Genomic DNA, 16,911 nt, shown 5'->3' with positions numbered 1-16,911 from the left:
GATCTTCGCCTATCCATTCTACGGCGGCAGGCAAATCAGCCCGCTTCACGCCCGGCGAAGCGGGCGGCAGGACGCGCCGGCTGGGGCTCAAGCGCCCGGAAAGCCCTGCCGGGCCGCGGTCCCCGCGGTCTGGATGGAGGACTCGTGTCCAGCCATGCCGGCCTGGCGCGCCCGCGAATAAGCTTCGGGCAGCGCTGCAAGGAGGGCGTCGACGTCGGCTTCCGTGGAGGCGTGCCCCAGGCTGAACCGCTGGGCTCCGCGCGCCGTTTCCTCGTCCAGGCCCATGGCCAGCAGCACGTGGGAGGGGCGGGGCACCCCTGCCGTGCAGGCTGAACCCGTGGATGATTCGATGCCGGCAAGGTCGAGGAGGAACAGCAATGAGTCCCCTTCACAGCCCGGGAACGTGAAGTGCGCATTGCCCGGGAGCCGGCGGTCGCCGGGCGCTCCGCGGAGGACTGCCTCCGGAACGCGTTCGCGGACGCCGTCGACCAGCCGGTCGCGCAGTGCTGCGATCCGGGCCGCCTCGGCGGGCAGCCCGGCAGCGACAGACTCCGCGGCGGCAGCGAAGGCAGCGATGGAGGCGGTGTCCAGCGTCCCGGACCGGACGTCGCGCTCCTGGCCGCCGCCATGCTGCACCGGCGTCAGTTTGACGGCCCGCCCCAGCAGGAGTGCGCCTACACCCACCGGACCGCCGATCTTGTGCCCGGAGATGGACATGGCATCCAGGCCGGAATCCTTGAAGTGCACCGGCACTGAGCCGAACGCCTGGACGGCGTCGGAATGCACCGGGACGCCGGCGGCGTGCGCCAGTTCCACAATCTGCCCGATGGGCTGGATGGTGCCTACCTCGTTGTTGGCCCACATGACAGTCACCAGCGCCACCGAGCCGGGGTCGCGGGAGAGTTCCTTCTCGAGGACCTCAAGGTCCACAACGCCGTCACCGTCCACCGGCAGCCATGCCACTTCGGCACCTTCGTGGCGTTCGAGCCATTCCACCGTGTCCAGGACTGCGTGATGTTCGACGGCGGAGCAGAGGATGCGGCGTCGCCCTGGCTCTTCTGCCACCCGGGACCAGTACATGCCCTTCACTGCGAGGTTGTCCGCCTCGGTGCCTCCGGACGTGAAGATGACCTCCGAGGGATGGGCGCCGGCCGCGGCCGCGATGGCCTCTCTGGCGTCTTCGACGGCACGGCGCGCCCTGCGGCCGGAGCCGTGCAGCGACGAGGGGTTGCCGGTCCGTGCCAGTTCACGCGTCAAGGCAGCGAGCGCGGCACCGGAAAGCGGCGTGGTGGCGGCGTGGTCGAGGTAGGCGGGCATCCTCTAATTCTATCGTGGCCGGTCCCGGTGGCCGCCGCGTGGAGCGGTCAGCTCCCGCCGGTAATCCGTGCGCAGCAGTGGCCTGCAACGGGGACAACCCGGTCCTCGGCGCCGCCGCAGCCAACCGTAGCCCCCCGCAGGAAGGCGCCGTTCATGTCGCACACCACTGCGGCGTGCGCCCGCGACAGCCGGTGGAACGGGCAGTTGGGCAGCAGGTAGCCCCCGTCCCCGTCAGGCTCCGGCTGATAGCCCGTTTCTGCCAGGAACTCTTCCAGGCCTGCGGAACCTTCTGCCAGTGCCCGGCCTTTCCGGAAAGCGACGGCGCGCAATGACTCCCCCACCGCCAATCCTTCGGCCTCGGTGGCCTCGATGGCCTCGGCCATCAGCTCCCCGGCGAGGTCGTAGTTCCGGTCCGGTACGGACGCTCCCACTTCACTTCCAACCGGCCGGTACATCTTGGCGGGACGACCTGACCCCGGACCGGTCCTGCCGGCGGGCTTGTGGAATTCCACGGCCAGCAGGCCGCCCTGGACCAGCCTGTCCAGGTGGAAGGAGACGGTGCTGCGCGCCATGCCGGCAGTTTCGGCCAGCTCGTCGCGTCCCAGCGGGCGTGGTGAGGCCGCGACCAGTTCAAAAAGCTGCAGTCTCTTGGCGTCGGTCAGCGACGCAACGGCAGCAATCCTGTCCGCCCAGGGAAGTCGGTACATGGCGCCTCCAATTCCAAAGTCAAGATGTATTGATTATAGATCGCCATCTTTCTAAAATTGGCATACCTACTTTTAGAAGGAGAGCACCATGAAATCAGCATCGGCAATGCGGGCCCAGCATGCACCAACCACCGTGCCGCCGGCGCGGCAGGCGTTCCTGCTGCTGCGTACCGTGTTCACCGTCGCACCGATCCTTTTCGGCCTGGACAAATTCACCAACATCCTCACGCACTGGACCGTGTACCTGGCACCCCAGGCCACGGCCGTCGTGCCGCTGCCGGCCCAGACCTTCATGTACATCGTGGGGGTCGTGGAAATCATCGCGGGCGTGGCCGTGGCAGTGCGTCCTAAATACGGCTCGTTGATCGTGGCCGCGTGGCTGGCCGGAATCATCATCAACCTGCTCCTGCTGGGCAGCTTCTACGACGTCGCTCTGCGTGACTTCGGGCTGCTGGTTGGCGCCTTGGCCCTCAACCGGCTGTCAATGGGGACCAGCCGGACCACTGCGTGACTCCCCAGGCGTTGGCCGGGCGCAGGACATTGCAGCCACACAGACCCGCCGGCGGCTGAGCCCTCCAGTTGCCGGCGGTTTTGCGCCTGCAAACGGCAGGGCCTTACGCGGTCGGCGGCACCAGCGGCAGGTACCGGGCCACGTCCTGGCGGGCCGCACCAAGTGTTGCCGCATCCGGGCAGGACACCGATACGTAGGCCGATGACCCGGCAGTACCAAAAACCCTTGCCAGTACCGCAATGGCGCGCCCGCCGGGAGCTGCCTGCTCCAGGGCCAGCACCTCCACGTTCCGGCCGGGAGCCTCCGGGGTACCGCCCCACTGCAGGGTTGCCGTCTTCAAGTACGAGGGCTGGATGGTTGCGTCCAGGTACTGGAAGAGGGCAACAGTGGACTCCCGGTCGTCACCACGGACCAGCGCTGCCTGGCCGGTGGCAGCCCGTGCGGAAACGATGCAGCCATCGGCCTTGGCATATTGGCTGGCACCGGCCACGTTTTCCTTCGCCAGCTGCCAGCCCGGCGCACCTTTGAGCTCATCGGAGATTGCCACGGGCACTCCGGGAGCCAGGTCACCGCCGGCAGCGAAGGACATATCACGCGCAGCCACCGCGGCGGCATCATGGCCGGGGGTGATGGTGGGAGTGGCCGGCACCGGAGTGCCGTCAGGGGCTGCGGTGACGGAGGGATCCCGGACGTCCACGCTGCAACCGCTTAGAAGCACGGCACCCAGGCAGCCGATCACCAGGGCTGCTCCCCCGCGCCATGCCCTGCCGGCCCGCTCCGCCGTCGTCGGCATCTCCATCTCCACTCCGTCGCATCCCCTTATACCGGTGTTCGCACCGCGCACGCACGAGTTTAGACGCCGGCCTCCCGGGAACCCACCAGCCCGGAATGTTCGTTGTCACCGCAGGCGCACCATCCATGCTGGCTAGACTGGGCGGGCGCTCCGCTTTCCCGCCGGGACTGAGGAAGCCGCGCACCAAGAGAAGGAAGATTGCTTGACCGAGAGCAGCAGCTCCCATTACCAGGTCCTTCGGGTGGCCGTCACCGCCACCGAGAAAGAAATCAAGGTGGCCTACCGCCGCGCGGCCAGGATGGCCCATCCGGACCACGGGGGCGACGCCGCAACGTTCCGCCGCGTTACCGCTGCCTATGAGACGCTGATCGATCCGCAGCGCAGGAAGGCGTACGACCGCTCCTATGGCGCGGGAACGGTCCGGGATGCTTCGTCCGACGACGGCGCCCACTTTGATGCCCCCGCCGCTGGAAGCCGGGCGTCCGCCACCGTCCACCGGCCGGGCAACGCCAGGAATACAGCGGGGGACCCGCCCGTCTACGTTCCCCCCTACGATGGAAACGATGCTCCACTCATCCCGCTGGCACAGGCGCGGCAGCAGGTTCACGGGATGCCTCGAAAGCGGGGAATTTTCGGCGCCGAGGCCCGCATCCAGCGGGAGATGCGCACCGTGCAGCTGCTGACCCGCCAGGTTCTGCCGGCCATCCCTGCCGCCCGGCTGGTCAACGGCCTGCAGTCGCCCGCGGACAACAGCCACATCGACCACGCCGTCCTTTCCGGCTACCGGTTGGCCCTGGTCAACTCGATGCTCCTGCCCAAGGGTGCCTACGCCTGGGACGGCCGGACCCTCAACCACGGGGGCCGCGCTGTGGCACCCCCGCAGCTCGCCCGGGTGGTGTGGGCCATGCAGGACATCTTTCCCGAGCTGAACGTCACGGGATGGACCGTGGTGCACAGCCCCGACGGCAACCTCCACGAGCCGGTGATCGATCACCACCGCCGCCCCGCAGGCGCCCTGGAAACCGTCCAGATCGTCAATGCAGCGGGCATGGTGCGGGGCCTGAAGGAATTTCTGGCGTCCGGCCCGGCTCCCAACACCGTGAACATCCCGGTCCTGGCCCGGCTGCTGCGCGGCATGCACTGACCGCGGGTAGCTAGGATGGGGAGGTGTTCCGCATCCTTTTCCATGAACCTGAAATCCCCGGCAATACCGGCAACGCCATCCGCCTTGCCGCGATCACCGGTGCCGAACTGCACCTTGTGGAACCCTTGGGCTTCGACTTCTCGGACGCGAAACTGCGCCGGGCAGGGCTCGACTACCATGACCTCGCCGTCGTCACCGTGCACAAGACCATCGAAGACGCCTGGGAGCACCTGCAGCCCGAACGCGTCTACGCGTTCACCTCGGACGGCACCACCAGCTACACGGACATCGCCTACCGCCCGGGAGATGTGCTGCTCTTCGGACGTGAATCAGTGGGCCTGCCGCCGGAGATGAAAACCGATCCCCACGTGACCGCCACGGTGCGCCTGCCCATGTTGCCGGCCCTCCGTTCCCTGAACCTGGCCAACGCCGCCTCCATCGCGGTGTACGAGGCCTGGCGCCAGCAGGGCTTCGCCGGCGCCAGGATCTAGGCCCGCCGGGCAACGGGTCACGCCGGCACGGAAAAAATTGCCGGCCGCCCCATCCACCCTCCACGCGGCGCCGAATGACTCTTGAAGACATTCGAGCGGACCAAGGAGCGGCAGGTGACCCTACTGGAGGCACGTTCCAGACCGGACAACCGCAGTCGGCACGGCACTGCTGAGGATCCGTCGCCCGGAGACTTATGCTTGGACGTAATGGAAACTCCCAACGCGCCGAATCCCGAAGGCTCCGCCGCGGTGACCGACCCACCTGCAGACCTCAGCCAACGCCTCTCGGCCCTTTTGGCGGGGATTGCCCGCGGGGACCAAGCGGCTTTCGCCGAGTTCTACCAGCTCACGTCCCGCAGGGTCTTCGGTATGGCGCGCCGCGTCCTGATCGACCCTGAACTCAGCGAAGACACCACGCAGGAGGTCTTCCTGCAGGTCTGGCAGAACGCTGCAAAATTCGATCCGCAGGCAGGCAGCCCGCTGTCCTGGCTGATGACCATCTCGCACCGCCGCGCGGTGGACAAGGTCCGGTCGTCGCAGTCCTCCACGGACAGGGAGGCCAAGTACGGCGCCAGCACGCAGGAGATCGACCATGACAGCGTGTCCGACGAAGTGGGCAGCAGGCTGGAGGCCGAGGCGGTGGTCCGCTGCCTGGGGACGCTGACCGAAACGCAGCAGGAGTCCGTGCGCCTTGCTTACTACGGTGGCCTTACCTACCGGGAAGTCGCAGAACGGCTGAACGCAGCAGTGCCCACTATCAAGTCCCGCATCCGCGATGGACTGATCCGATTGAAGACCTGTTTGGGGGTGAGTTGAGATGAGTGGAATGGATGACAGCCGCGACGGCCGGTCACGCGCCTTCGGGGACACCGTGGCCATGGACATCGCTGCCGGCCGAGCCGTCGACCTTGCTGAACTCTACGCCCTGGATGCGGTCACGGAGCAGGAACGCGAAGCCATCGACCGTTACCTCTCGACGGCCCCGGAAACGGAACGCCGGGCCTTCCTTGAGCGCGTCCGCCAGTCCCGGGAGGCGCTGGTCCGCACTTTCCGTGCAGAGGAGGAACCGCCGTCGGACCTGTTCCAGCGGATTGTCGCCCAGCTTCCCGCCCAGTTCCCCGGGCAGGACGGGCTGACCGGCGAGGGCGCGCAGGCACCGGCAGGCAGTACGGCACTGCCTCCCCGGCCGGGGCCACAGGATGAACTGGCAGAGGCCCGGAAGCGCCGGGAGCAACGCCGGGGCGGTTCCGGCATGCGCCGGTGGCTGGTGGGAGTGGCAGCGGCAGCAGCCATCGCCCTGGGCGGCGTGGGCGTGGGCGCGTACATGGCCGACCAGAACGATCCCGTCAACCAGGTGGCCAGGGCCAACGACCTGCGTGAGGCCTCCGTGAACGTGGTGGGCGGCGGCAAGGCAACCCTCCTGATCTCCGCGTCAGAGGACGCAGCCGTGGTGAAGATGAGCGGCGTGCCCGCTCCCCCGGCCGGCAAGGTCTACCAGATGTGGCTGATACCCAAAGACGGCTCCGCTCCGGTGTCGCAGGGTCTGATGGACGAGCAGGCGCTGTCCAAGCCTGCCGTGGTCCAGGGCATCCACTCGGCGGCATCACTGGGCATCACTGTCGAGCCTGCAGGCGGCTCCAAGGCACCGACGCTGCCCACGGTGGCCGCGGCCCCGCTGGGCGCCTAGCACCCGCAGCAGTCGGAAACGCGTTAACCCAGAACGCCCCGTTCCTCCCACCGGAAGGAACGGGGCGCCTGGTTTAACTCAGAATCCCGCGATGGTGCCGGGCCCGTTGATGGCCACCACATGGAATGCTTCCGCGCTGCGCCCCTCCGGGAAGCCGGCCCTGCCGGCGTTCAGGAGCATGCCCTGGCGGACGGTGGCCTCCATGGCCTCCACGTCCGGGTGCTGGCTCACATGGACGTGGATGGCGGCGAGCTTGGCTTCCACCTGGTCGGTGACGTCGACGAAGTGGTTTTCCCGTTCCCCGGGGCCGGCGTAGAGCCACAACCACGGCAGCTTGTACGCATCCAGGCCTGCTTCCGCCAGTTCAGGGTAGGCAAAGGGGTTTTCGAGGGCCGGGTACACCGCGCGGGTCACCGCCTCCCCCACGGCCAGGTGGTCAGGATGGCTTTTTTGGATCCGTTCCCAGTTCCGTTCCGGGTGCATGGCAAGGACGACGTCGGGGCGGATTTGCCGGATCAGCCGCACCACCCCTTTCATCACCTCATGCGACGCCTCGAGGTACCCGTCACGCTGGTGGAGGTAGTGGATGTCGGTGACGCCCACCAGTTCCGCGGCCCGCCGCTGCTCGGCGTCCCGCATGGCGATAATGTCCGCGCGGTGGGCGGGGTCGAAGCCGCCGGCGTCGCCGTCGGTCATGATGCAGTAACTCACCTGCACACCCGCTGCCGTCCACGCGGCGATGGTACCGGCAGCGCCGAAATCGATGTCGTCAGGATGTGCCGCAAAACAGAGCACCCGCCCAACCCGGTGGATGTCCGGGTTGAACGGGCTCTGCGCCTGCTCGTGCGAGGCAGTCAAAGAATCAGCCTTTTCGCTTCTTGATCTCGGCGGTGGCCTGCGGCAGCACGTCGAACACGTCGCCGATGATCCCGAAGTCGGCGATCTCGAACACCGGCGACTCCGCGTCCTTGTTGACCGCAACAATGACCTTGGACGTCTGCATGCCGGCTTTCTGCTGAATGGCGCCGGAAATGCCGGCCGAAATGTAAAGCTGCGGGGAGACGGTCTTGCCCGTCTGCCCAACCTGCGCGTCGTGGCTGATCCACCCGGCATCCGTGGCGGCACGCGATGCACCTACGGCGGCGCCGAGGGCATCGGCCAGTTCCTCGACGGGGCCGAAGTTGCCGTCCATACCGCGTCCACCGGCCACCACGATGCGGGCATCCGTGAGGTCCGGGCGGCCGCTGGCCACCTTCTGCTCCCGCGCGGTGATCCTGGCCGCAGCGGCTACTGCCGGTACCTCCACGGTAGCGGTCTCCGGGCTGGTGGCCGCGGGAGCCGGTTCCGGAGTGACGTTGTTGGCTTTGAGGGTCAGCACGGAGACAGGGGTGGTGGCCTTGCAGGCGGTGTTGTAGGAGCCGGCGAGGACGGACTTGTGCGCGGTGCCGTCCGGATCGACGGCGACGACGTCGGTGATGACGCCGGCATTCAGGCGGATGCCCAGCCGTGCCGCGATTTCCTTGCCTTCCGGGGAGTTGTCCAGGAGCACGATGCCGGCGCCGGTGCTTTCAGCCGCGGCGGCCAGGTACGCCGCTTTGGGCGCCACCAGGAAGTCATCCAGGTCATCCGTTGCTGGACGCAGGATGGTTCCCACGCCGTATTCGGCGAAGGTGCCGGCGGCGTCGTTGGACAGGTCTCCGTTGAGCGCCACGGCGCTCTCGCCAAGGGAACGCGCCAGGGTCAGCAGCTCGAGGCTGCTTTTCTTGAGCGAGGCGCCGGGGTTATCGATGAATACAAGTACTTTTGCCATGTCGGTGTCCCTCTTAGAGCAGCTTCTGGGCGGCCAGGAAGTCAACCAGCTTAATGCCGGCGTCGCCTTCGTCGGTGATGATGGTGCCTGCAGTCCTGGGCGGCCGCTGTTCTGCGCTGGTCACGGTGGTCCAGGAACCGGCGAAGCCCACCTGGGCGGGGTCCACGCCGATATCGGCCAGGGACAGCGTGGTGATGCTCTTGCGCTTGGCGGCGATGATGCCCTTGAAATTGGGGTACCGCGGCTCGTTGATCTGGTCTGTCACGGACACGACGGCGGGCAGCGGCGCCTCCACCGTTTCGGAGGAGGTGTCGGCATCGCGGCGGGCCGTCAGCCGGCCGCCGTCGACCTCAAGCGTGGAAGCGAACGTCACCTGCGGCAGCCCAAGCCGCTCGGCCAGCTGCGCCGGAACAAGGGAGGTCTCCCCGTCGGTGGAAGCCATGCCGGTGATGACCAGGTCCACGTCACCCAGGTGGCGGACGGCGGCTGCAAGCGCAAGGGAGGTGGCTGCGGCGTCGGAACCGGCCAGGGCGTCGTCCGTGAGGTGAACCCCCTCGGTGGCGCCCATCTGCAGCGACTTCTTGACCGCGTTGACGGCTCCTGCAGGCCCCATGCTCAGGGCGATGACCTGGTTGCCCGCCTTGCTGCCGCCGCGTGCCTCCGCCAGTTGCAGTGCTGCCTCGAGCGCGTACTCGTCAAGCTCGGACAGGATGCTTTCGTCGCGGTCGGCGGTATTGCCCTCCCCGTTGAGGTGACGGTCGAACTGGGCGTCCGGTACATGTTTGACCAGGACTACGATCTTCAATGTCTCTTCCACTGTTTCTACAGCAGCCTTCCATGCTTGTGGACAGCCAGCCGGGTGGGACATGGCCGCGATATGCCCGGCAGGCGGGTAGCTCCTAGCTAACCATATCGGCGCGTCCGGGCGCCCTCTTCCGTTAACGCCTGTGTCAGGCTTTTTCGCCGGGACATGCCGACGGCGGCGCCCCCTCAAGTGGGACGCCGCCGTCGTTACTGCCTGGCATTGCTGCTGGGGTGCCTTAGCTGGCAGCCGCACCCAGCGTGACGTCGAACGTCTGCTCCTTGCCGCTGCGCATGACGGTGATCTTCACGGTGGATCCAGCCGGCTGTTCGCGGACGGCCGCGGTCAGCTGGTTAGGTTCGCCGATGGTGAGGTCGTTGAACTTGGTGATGACGTCACCAACCTTGATGCCGGCCTTTCCGGCCGCCGAGTTGGGGTCGACGGTGGCGACGTCAGCCCCCACCGAGAACTCGGAGGATGCGCCCGACGAGGTCTTGGCCTTGACGCTGACGCCGAGCTGCCCGTGGGATGCCTTGCCGCTGTCGATGATTTCCTGCGCCACCCGCTTGGCGTTGTTGATGGGGATGCTGAACCCGACGCCGATATTGCCGCTCTGGGACGTTGACGTACCGGACCCCGCGGATGCGATGGCCACGTTCACGCCGATGATCTCGCCCTTGCTGTTCACCAGGGCGCCGCCGGAGTTACCGGGGTTGATGGCTGCATCGGTCTGGATCACGTTGATGGCGATGGAACCCTCGCTTGAGCTTTGCTGGCTCTGGCCGCCGCCGGGAGGGGCGAACTGGAATCCCTGGTCACCGCCCTGGCTGTTGTCCCCGCCCTTGGGCGCTGCGGACGATGCCACGCTGATGGTCCGGTTGAGGGTGGACACGATGCCGTCCGTGACCGTTCCGGTCAGGCCGAGCGGGGAACCAATGGCGATGGCGGTATCGCCAACGTTGAGCTTGGAGGAATCACCGAGCGTGGCGGGGGTGAGTCCTGACGTGTCGTCAACCTTGATGACGGCGAGGTCGGACAGCGGGTCGGTGCCCACCAGTTTTGCGGGCAGGACCTTTCCGTCGCTGGTGCGGATTTCCAGGCTGGCGCTGGCAGTCTGGCCATCGAGGGTCACCACGTGCGTGTTGGTCAGGATGTGCCCCTGGTCGTCCAGGACGATGCCGGAACCGGTGCCCCCGGAGCTGCCGCTGGTGGCGCTGATGGTGACGACGCTCGGCGAGGCCTTCACGGCGGCTGCGGTGATGGCGTTGACATCGTCCTTGTTGTTCACGATGACCGTGCCGGGCTGGTTGCTGCTGCCGACGGTTGAGGTGCTGGACCCGGTGTTGCCAAACATTTCACCGGCACCAACTGTTGCCACTCCGCCGCCCACGAGTCCTGCCGCGAGGATGCTTGCCACGAGGGTGCCGACGCCGAAGCTTGCCTTCCGGCGCGGGGCATCCTTGGGGTTTGGCGCCAGTCCCACACTTCCGTTGGGAGCCCCTTGGCCGCCGCCATGCATGGGGTGGCCGTGCTGGTCCTGCTGCTGGCCATAATGTCTGGACTGGCCATAAAACGGCTGCCGCTGCGGGTAGACGGGGCGCGGCGCACCCGGCAATTCCTGGGTTTCATGGGGCCCGGCGGCCCTCTGCCGGTGGTCCCCTGCGTTGTAGCCACCCTCAGATCCCCCGGTGGCTCCGCCATTCCCATACTGAGCAGGTGCCGGGCGGTCTCCGGGCTGCTGCGGGCCCTGCTGCTGCCACGGGTTCCGGCTGTCCCCCTGGTTGTCCTCCGGGACCGGTCCTGGGGTTTGATTCTCAGTCATGGGACTTCCTTTCATCCTCGTCTGCCATTAACTATGACCGGTCCCGCTGGAACAAGCTCGGATGTTTGCTGAAAGCTTCCTGAACGCCGGGCCGATGGCCGTTGCGCCGCCGGAGCGTTTCGCTGGCGGCATATTCGGCCGCATGGACTGGCTGTGGGGTGCACCATAGAATCAAGATGAATTGCCACAGCGACCTGCGGCTTCACACCAAGCGTGGGGGCGCTGCTGGATTCGACGACTGATTCGTCCCGAATCGGTGTCAGGCGTGCTGAAGGGTTGCACATGCGGTCAAAGTTCAAACGTATCCTCGCCGTGATCGGCCTTGCCGGGCTGCTGGCGGTACCCGCCGGCGCTGCCTGGGCCGAAGACCCGGTAACCATTCCCTCCGGGACCAATATCGTTGACAACGCCAACGTGCTGGGCAGCCGAAAGGGTGAGGTCCAGGATGCGATCCAGAAGCTGCTGAAGGACCACAAGTACAACCTCTACGTGGTCACGGTAAAGTCCTTCGACAACCCCTCCGACCCCACGGCCTGGAGCCAGGCTGTGGCAAAGACCAAGGGTATGGGCAAGGCGGACGTCATCCTTGCCATCGCCACCGACCAGGGCAAGTACTACTTCTCCCCCAATTCGGCCAGCGCCATCTATTCCAAGCGATCCAACATCACCCAGAATGCGGTGGTGGCCAACCTCGCAGGTGGCAAGAAGGACTACGCGCAGGCCGCCATTGACACCGCCTCCGCCGTCGGGGACGCCGCGGGCGGCGGCAGCGGCAACGTCTCTTCCGGTAACGGCGCCGGAGCCGGCCTCCTGGTAGGTGCAGGCGTGGTGGTCGCTGGAGGCGGCGCCTACCTGTACTTCCGCAACCGCCGGAAGAAGGCCGCAGGCCAGGTGGCCTCCAGCGGAAGCTACGGCCCCCAGGGCGCCGAACTCGACCCCCTGGCATCACTCAGCGTGGAGGAACTTCGCCGGAAGAGCGGTTCCCTGCTGATCGAAGCAGATGACGCCATCAAGTCCAGCGAGCAGGAACTCGGTTTCGCCCAGGCGCAGTACGGTGATTCCGCGGTCGGAAACTTCACCAAGGCCTTGGCGGAAGCGAAGGCCCACATGACCGAGTCCTTCAAGCTCCAGCAGCAGCTCGATGACCACATCCCGGACACGGAAGAGCAGCAGCGGACCTGGCTGGGTGAGATCATCCGCCGCTCGGAGGCCGCGCTCGAGTCCCTCCAGGAGCAGAAGGCGGACTTCGACTCCCTGCGGGAGCTGGAGAAGAACGCTCCCCAGGCCCTGGCAGCCGTCAACGCCGGAGCCCGCGAAGCCGATGGCAAGATTTCCAGCGCCGAACAGTCCCTGCAGGAAATGCGGTCCAAATACGCGGACAGCGCGCTGGCACAGGTTTCGGACAACATCGTGCAGGCCAAGGAACGGCTCGCCTTTGTGCAGAATGCATCCGAAACCGCCCAGCAGAAGCTCGGTTCGGGCGAAGGTAGCCTGGCGGCCGTGGCCGTCCGTGCGGCCGAGGAAAGCCTGCACCAGACCAATGTCCTCCTGGACGCCATTTCCAAGGTCGCCACCAGCCTCGACGAGGCCCGCAACGGCCTGGAAGCCGCCGTTGTGGACACCTCCCAGGACCTGGCCCAGGCAAAGGCCATGATCCAGTCCGGCGCCCATGCGGAGCTGGCCGGCCCCGTAGCCGCGGTGGAGGCCGCCCTGGCACAGGTGAAAACCGAAATCCAGGGCGGAAGGATCGACCCCATCGCCACCCTGCAGCGGGTGGAAACCGCCCACCAGTCCCTGGACCAGGCCTTGACCGGCATCCGCGACCAGCAGGAGCAGGCCCGCCGCGCGCAGGCATCCCTGCAGCAGACCATCATGTCGGCCCAGGCCCAGATCAGCGCCACCTCCGACTACATCACCGCCCGCCGCGGCGGCGTGGGCACCGAGGCACGCACCCGGCTGGCCGAGTCCCAGCGGAACCTCGACTACGCCTTGTCCATCGCCCGCACCGATCCCGTCACCGCACTCACCTACGCGCAGCAGGCCCATGCCCTGGCCGCGCAGGCCGCGCAGCTGGCCCAGGCAGACGTGGACCACTTTGACGGCTACGCGAACCAGGGCTTCGGCCGCGGCGGCATGTTTGGCGGCGGAGGCGGCGGAGGCGGCGGCGGCCTCGGCGGTGCCATCCTGGGCGGCATCCTGATCAACTCCATCCTTAACGGGGGCCACGGAGGCTGGGGCGGCGGTGGCGGCTGGGGCGACGGCGGCGGTGGCGGCGGCTTCGGCGGCGGCGGCGGGGACTTTGGCGGCGGCGACTTCGGCGGCGGCGACTCCGGCAGTTTCTAGAGACTTCCGCCGGACGCGCTGGAAGATCCCGGCAGGCGGACAGACGCAGTACACCACTGTGCACCGGTTCCAGTGGTCAACACAGAGCAGGACGAAAGGCAAACACCATGGTTAAGCAGTCCATTTTCGGCCGGATCGCGCAGCTGGCAAAGGCGAACATCAACTCCTTGCTGGACAACGCCGAAGATCCGCAGAGGATGTTGGACCAGATGGTCCGCGACTACACCAACAACATCGCAGAAGCCGAGTCTGCCGTGGCGCAGACCATCGGCAACCTCCGGATGCTGGAAGACGACTACAACGAGGACGTCAACAACGCCCGCGACTGGGGCAACAAGGCCCTTGCCGCTTCCCGCAAGGCTGATGAGTTCCGCGCTGCCGGCGATGTAGCCGACGCCGAGAAGTTCGACAACCTGGCAAAGGTGGCGTTGCAGCGCCAGATGGCGGCGGAAAGTGAAGCAAAGGGTGCAGAGCCGAGCATCGCCTCCCAGCGGGAGGTAGTGGACAAGCTGAAGACCGGCCTGGAACAGATGAAGAACAAGCTCAACCAGCTGACCAGCAAGCGCAACGAGCTTGTTGCCCGGTCCAAGACGGCGGCGGCACAGTCCCAGGTCCACGACGCCATCAAGAGCATTGACATCATGGACCCCACCAGCGAGGTGGGCCGCTTCGAGGAAAAGATCCGCCGCGAAGAGGCCAAGGTCCGTGGGCAGCAGGAGCTCGCAGCATCCAGCCTGGACGCACAGTTCAACCAGCTGGAGGACTTGGGTGAGCAGACGGAGATTGATGCCCGGCTGGCGGCCCTCAAGGCCGGAAACTCCAAGCCTGCCCTTGGCGCCGCGGGCTCCGCATCAACCGAATCGACTGTGGACGAAGCCGACTTCGACAAGCTCTAAAGTTCGGGGCACCGCCTCCAGCTGATACGCAATGGCCGGGACCGTGGTCCCGGCCATTGCTGCGTCCGCTGTGTGTAGCGTGGTGCCATGACTTCTTCTGATGGCACGTCCCTGGTTTGGCTGCGCGATGACCTGAGGTTGGACGACAACCCGGCCCTCGCAGAGGCCGCCGGCCGGGAGGCGCCGCTTACAGTGGTTTACGTCCTGGACGAGGAGTCCGACGGCGTGCGGCCCCTTGGTGGGGCAGCGCGCTGGTGGCTGCACCACTCCCTGGCCGCACTGTCCGCCGACCTCGAAAGCAAGGGATCCCGCCTGGTACTCCGGCGTGGCCCCGCCGGCGACATCATCAGGGACCTTGCCGTCCGGACGAAGGCAAGCCACCTGTTCTGGAACCGCCGTTACGGGCAACCCGAACGGACTATCGACGCCGGGCTCAAGGACTGGGCTGCCGGGAACGGGATCGAGGCCGCAAGCTGCCAGGCAAACCTGCTCTTCGAGCCCTGGACAGTGAAGACGGGGGCGGGCGGGCCCTACAAGGTGTATTCGCCCTTCTGGCGGGCGTGCCTGGCATCCCAGGACATCCGTGACCCCTACGAGGCGCCGGACGCGTTGCCCGGTCCCGCGCCTGCCGGGCAGGGCCTTCCTGCCAGTGACACGCTCAGCAGCTGGCAGCTCCTGCCCTCCAAACCCGATTGGAGCGCCGGACTCGCCGCCACGTGGGTGCCCGGTGAAAAAGGCGCCCTGGACCGGCTTGAGGACTTCCTGGACGGGCCCATCGAGGAGTATGGGACGGGCCGGAACCTGCCCGGCACCGAGGGCACCAGCCGGCTCTCACCACATTTGCGCTTCGGTGAAGTGAGCCCGTTCCGCGTGTGGCGCGAGATTCGCCGCCGGCATCCCCGCGAGGTCCCTTCCGACGTCGGCACCTACCGGGCCGAACTGGGCTGGCGGGAATTCAACTGGCACCTGCTGTACCACAACCCCGACCTGGCGACCCGCAACTTCCGGCCCGCCTTCGACAACTTCCAGTGGGCCTCCCCCAGCCGGCAGGAGCTGGCCGCGTGGCAGCAGGGAAACACCGGCTACCCGCTGGTGGACGCCGGGATGCGGCAACTGTGGCAGACAGGCTGGATGCACAACCGGGTGCGCATGGCCGCCGCGTCATTCCTGGTCAAGAACCTCCTGACCGACTGGAGGGTCGGGGAGGAATGGTTCTGGGACACCCTGGTGGATGCCGATGCCGCCAACAACCCCGCCAACTGGCAGTGGGTGGCTGGCTCGGGGGCGGACGCCTCGCCCTATTACCGGATCTTCAACCCGGTGACCCAAAGTAAGAAGTTCGACGCCGACGGCAGCTACCTGAGGGCCTTCATCCCCGAACTCCAGGAACTCAAAGGCAAGGAAATCCACGAACCGTGGGCGGCGGATACCGACGGATACCCCCAGCCGCTCGTGGACCTGCCCGGGTCGCGGGAACGGGCCCTGGACGCCTACCAGAAGCTCAAGGACGCCTGACGTCGCCCCCGCGGCGCTGCCCCGTCAGCGGCTGACCTTGCCCATCAGGGACGCGATGGGCCGCAGGAAGACCGGCCGGGCCAGGAACCAGGCCGCCACCATGACCGCCACGGAGGCGAGGAATACCCAGAAGCCAAACCAGCCGTCGTCGTCGCGGACCCCGTACATGTGGTTCAGGTTCCGCAGTGCGCCCGTGGTGAGCACCAGGAAGACGTGGACCACGATGAAGGCCACAAAGTAGATCATTACCGGGAAGTGGACGGCACGGGCCCATTCGATGGGGAACGCCTTGTTGAGGCCGGTTGCCTTCTTGGGCCAGGCTCCGGACATCCGCAAGCCCGTGATGAACGAGAGCGGCGCCGCGATGAAGACGGTCACAAAGTATGCCAGCAGCTGCAGTGCGTTGTAGTTGATCCAGCCGTCCTCGGTGGGCCAATCCAGCGACGCGTACTGCAGCGCGGCTGAGAGCGCGTTGGGTAAGACGTCCCAGCTGGTGGGGACAATGCGCATCCACTGCCCGGTAGCGAACAGCAGGACCGCGAAGATGAGCCCGTTGAGGATCCAGAGGGCATCCAGGGTCAGGTGGAACCACAGTTCGAGGCTGATCTTGGTGGGCGCGTTCCTGGTGCGGATCAGGCCCTTGTTGTTCCTGGTCCAGTACCCGCTGGGCCGGGTGGTGGTCCGGACCTGCCACCCCGTCCGGATGATCAGGAGCAGGAAGAACGCATTGAGGAAGTGCTGCCAGGCCAGCCAGGCGGGGAATCCCACGGGCGCGTTGTCCGGCAGTTCGGACCGGCCCGGGTAGTCGGCGACAAAGGATGCCACGGCCGGCAGTCCGATGAGCAGCCTGACCAACAGCACCACCAGGACCAGTGCCACGAGGACGGCGGGAACCCTCCAGTAAAGCCGGGACCGCTTACCCGTCGCGGAGCCGGGCTTCTTCGTGGGTGTGGCCATCGAACAACATACCTCTCAGGAATGACGGGGGGCTGCCCGCAGATCGCGGGACCCTTCGAAAGAGAATACTAGGAACTGGGCGCATCCAAGGAAAAGAAAGGCCCCGCCCGGCGTAA

The 16,911-nt window shown here is 66.8% G+C and carries 16 protein-coding genes; 8 read left to right on the top strand and 8 right to left on the bottom strand.

Annotated features, from left to right (window positions below):
- Positions 1–87: 87 nt before the first annotated feature.
- Positions 88–1,317 (bottom strand): cysteine desulfurase family protein, encoded by a 1,230-nt coding sequence (locus ACWRN3_RS05435; RefSeq protein WP_476740054.1) that lies wholly within the window; start codon positions 1,315–1,317, stop codon positions 88–90.
- 47 nt (positions 1,318–1,364) lie between these two features.
- The gene (locus ACWRN3_RS05430) at positions 1,365–2,024 is read right to left on the bottom strand and encodes a helix-turn-helix transcriptional regulator (RefSeq protein WP_324642486.1); all 660 of its coding nucleotides are present in this window, start codon (positions 2,022–2,024) and stop codon (positions 1,365–1,367) included.
- 88 nt (positions 2,025–2,112) lie between these two features.
- Between ACWRN3_RS05430 and ACWRN3_RS05425 the strand changes: the two genes are divergently transcribed.
- Positions 2,113–2,535, top strand: a complete 423-nt coding sequence (locus ACWRN3_RS05425) for a hypothetical protein (protein WP_324642487.1) — start codon at positions 2,113–2,115, stop codon at positions 2,533–2,535.
- 103 nt (positions 2,536–2,638) lie between these two features.
- On the opposite strand, the gene ACWRN3_RS05420 is transcribed toward ACWRN3_RS05425, so the two are convergent.
- A complete protein-coding gene (locus tag ACWRN3_RS05420) occupies positions 2,639–3,334 on the bottom strand; it encodes a hypothetical protein (RefSeq protein WP_324642488.1) in 696 nt (231 codons plus the stop codon).
- A gap of 196 nt (positions 3,335–3,530) precedes the next feature.
- Here ACWRN3_RS05420 and ACWRN3_RS05415 point away from each other — a divergent pair, with 196 nt between their 5' ends.
- From ACWRN3_RS05415 to ACWRN3_RS05400, 4 genes are all read left to right on the top strand, one after another.
- Positions 3,531–4,472, top strand: coding sequence for a J domain-containing protein (locus tag ACWRN3_RS05415; protein ID WP_476740053.1), 942 nt, complete (start codon positions 3,531–3,533; stop codon positions 4,470–4,472).
- 23 nt (positions 4,473–4,495) lie between these two features.
- Positions 4,496–4,963 carry a tRNA (cytidine(34)-2'-O)-methyltransferase gene (locus tag ACWRN3_RS05410; protein WP_476740052.1) on the top strand — a complete coding sequence of 156 codons (468 nt, stop codon included), beginning with the start codon at positions 4,496–4,498 and terminating at the stop codon, positions 4,961–4,963.
- A gap of 207 nt (positions 4,964–5,170) precedes the next feature.
- On the top strand, positions 5,171–5,779 hold the full coding sequence (locus ACWRN3_RS05405; protein ID WP_255172681.1) for a sigma-70 family RNA polymerase sigma factor: 609 nt from the start codon (positions 5,171–5,173) through the stop codon (positions 5,777–5,779).
- A gap of 10 nt (positions 5,780–5,789) precedes the next feature.
- Positions 5,790–6,650 (top strand): anti-sigma factor, encoded by an 861-nt coding sequence (locus ACWRN3_RS05400; protein WP_476740051.1) that lies wholly within the window; start codon positions 5,790–5,792, stop codon positions 6,648–6,650.
- Between the two features lie 78 nt (positions 6,651–6,728).
- Here ACWRN3_RS05400 and ACWRN3_RS05395 read toward each other — a convergent pair whose 3' ends face one another.
- From ACWRN3_RS05395 to ACWRN3_RS05380, 4 genes are all read right to left on the bottom strand, one after another.
- Positions 6,729–7,508 (bottom strand): PIG-L deacetylase family protein, encoded by a 780-nt coding sequence (locus ACWRN3_RS05395; protein ID WP_255172682.1) that lies wholly within the window; start codon positions 7,506–7,508, stop codon positions 6,729–6,731.
- Between the two features lie 4 nt (positions 7,509–7,512).
- Positions 7,513–8,460, bottom strand: coding sequence for an electron transfer flavoprotein subunit alpha/FixB family protein (locus ACWRN3_RS05390; RefSeq protein WP_476740050.1), 948 nt, complete (start codon positions 8,458–8,460; stop codon positions 7,513–7,515).
- Between the two features lie 13 nt (positions 8,461–8,473).
- Entirely contained in the window at positions 8,474–9,265 is a 792-nt protein-coding gene (locus tag ACWRN3_RS05385) for an electron transfer flavoprotein subunit beta/FixA family protein (protein WP_476740049.1), read from the bottom strand.
- A 235-nt stretch (positions 9,266–9,500) separates the two neighbouring features.
- Positions 9,501–11,084 carry a S1C family serine protease gene (locus ACWRN3_RS05380; RefSeq protein WP_476740048.1) on the bottom strand — a complete coding sequence of 528 codons (1,584 nt, stop codon included), beginning with the start codon at positions 11,082–11,084 and terminating at the stop codon, positions 9,501–9,503.
- Between the two features lie 282 nt (positions 11,085–11,366).
- Here ACWRN3_RS05380 and ACWRN3_RS05375 point away from each other — a divergent pair, with 282 nt between their 5' ends.
- The 3 genes from ACWRN3_RS05375 (at position 11,367) to ACWRN3_RS05365 (ending at position 15,838) form a co-directional block, all read left to right on the top strand.
- Positions 11,367–13,427: a TPM domain-containing protein gene (locus ACWRN3_RS05375; RefSeq protein ID WP_476740047.1), complete on the top strand. Its 2,061-nt coding sequence runs from the start codon at positions 11,367–11,369 to the stop codon at positions 13,425–13,427.
- 107 nt (positions 13,428–13,534) lie between these two features.
- Positions 13,535–14,323, top strand: a complete 789-nt coding sequence (locus ACWRN3_RS05370; RefSeq protein WP_255172687.1) for a PspA/IM30 family protein — start codon at positions 13,535–13,537, stop codon at positions 14,321–14,323.
- 87 nt (positions 14,324–14,410) lie between these two features.
- Positions 14,411–15,838 carry a cryptochrome/photolyase family protein gene (locus ACWRN3_RS05365; RefSeq protein WP_476740046.1) on the top strand — a complete coding sequence of 476 codons (1,428 nt, stop codon included), beginning with the start codon at positions 14,411–14,413 and terminating at the stop codon, positions 15,836–15,838.
- 24 nt (positions 15,839–15,862) lie between these two features.
- Here ACWRN3_RS05365 and ACWRN3_RS05360 read toward each other — a convergent pair whose 3' ends face one another.
- On the bottom strand, positions 15,863–16,795 hold the full coding sequence (locus ACWRN3_RS05360; protein ID WP_476740045.1) for a cytochrome b/b6 domain-containing protein: 933 nt from the start codon (positions 16,793–16,795) through the stop codon (positions 15,863–15,865).
- Between the last annotated feature and the right edge of the window lie 116 nt (positions 16,796–16,911).

It is taken from the genome of Pseudarthrobacter sp. rb, from assembly GCF_056389225.1.
Note: the sequence above shows the minus strand (reverse complement) of the source record. Positions and strands in the feature narration are given on the sequence as shown.

Excerpts from the sequence above, each read along its gene's own strand:
- ACWRN3_RS05430 (WP_324642486.1), bottom strand. The coding sequence starts at position 2,024 with ATGTACCGACTTCCCTGGGCGGACAGGATTGCTGCCGTTGCGTCGCTG.
- ACWRN3_RS05405 (WP_255172681.1), top strand. The coding sequence starts at position 5,171 with ATGGAAACTCCCAACGCGCCGAATCCCGAAGGCTCCGCCGCGGTGACC.
- ACWRN3_RS05420 (WP_324642488.1), bottom strand. The coding sequence starts at position 3,334 with ATGGAGATGCCGACGACGGCGGAGCGGGCCGGCAGGGCATGGCGCGGG.
- ACWRN3_RS05360 (WP_476740045.1), bottom strand. The coding sequence starts at position 16,795 with ATGGCCACACCCACGAAGAAGCCCGGCTCCGCGACGGGTAAGCGGTCC.
- ACWRN3_RS05390 (WP_476740050.1), bottom strand. The coding sequence starts at position 8,460 with ATGGCAAAAGTACTTGTATTCATCGATAACCCCGGCGCCTCGCTCAAG.
- ACWRN3_RS05425 (WP_324642487.1), top strand. The coding sequence starts at position 2,113 with ATGAAATCAGCATCGGCAATGCGGGCCCAGCATGCACCAACCACCGTG.
- ACWRN3_RS05370 (WP_255172687.1), top strand. The coding sequence starts at position 13,535 with ATGGTTAAGCAGTCCATTTTCGGCCGGATCGCGCAGCTGGCAAAGGCG.
- ACWRN3_RS05375 (WP_476740047.1), top strand. The coding sequence starts at position 11,367 with ATGCGGTCAAAGTTCAAACGTATCCTCGCCGTGATCGGCCTTGCCGGG.
- ACWRN3_RS05380 (WP_476740048.1), bottom strand. The coding sequence starts at position 11,084 with ATGACTGAGAATCAAACCCCAGGACCGGTCCCGGAGGACAACCAGGGG.
- ACWRN3_RS05435 (WP_476740054.1), bottom strand. The coding sequence starts at position 1,317 with ATGCCCGCCTACCTCGACCACGCCGCCACCACGCCGCTTTCCGGTGCC.
- ACWRN3_RS05400 (WP_476740051.1), top strand. The coding sequence starts at position 5,790 with ATGGATGACAGCCGCGACGGCCGGTCACGCGCCTTCGGGGACACCGTG.
- ACWRN3_RS05365 (WP_476740046.1), top strand. The coding sequence starts at position 14,411 with ATGACTTCTTCTGATGGCACGTCCCTGGTTTGGCTGCGCGATGACCTG.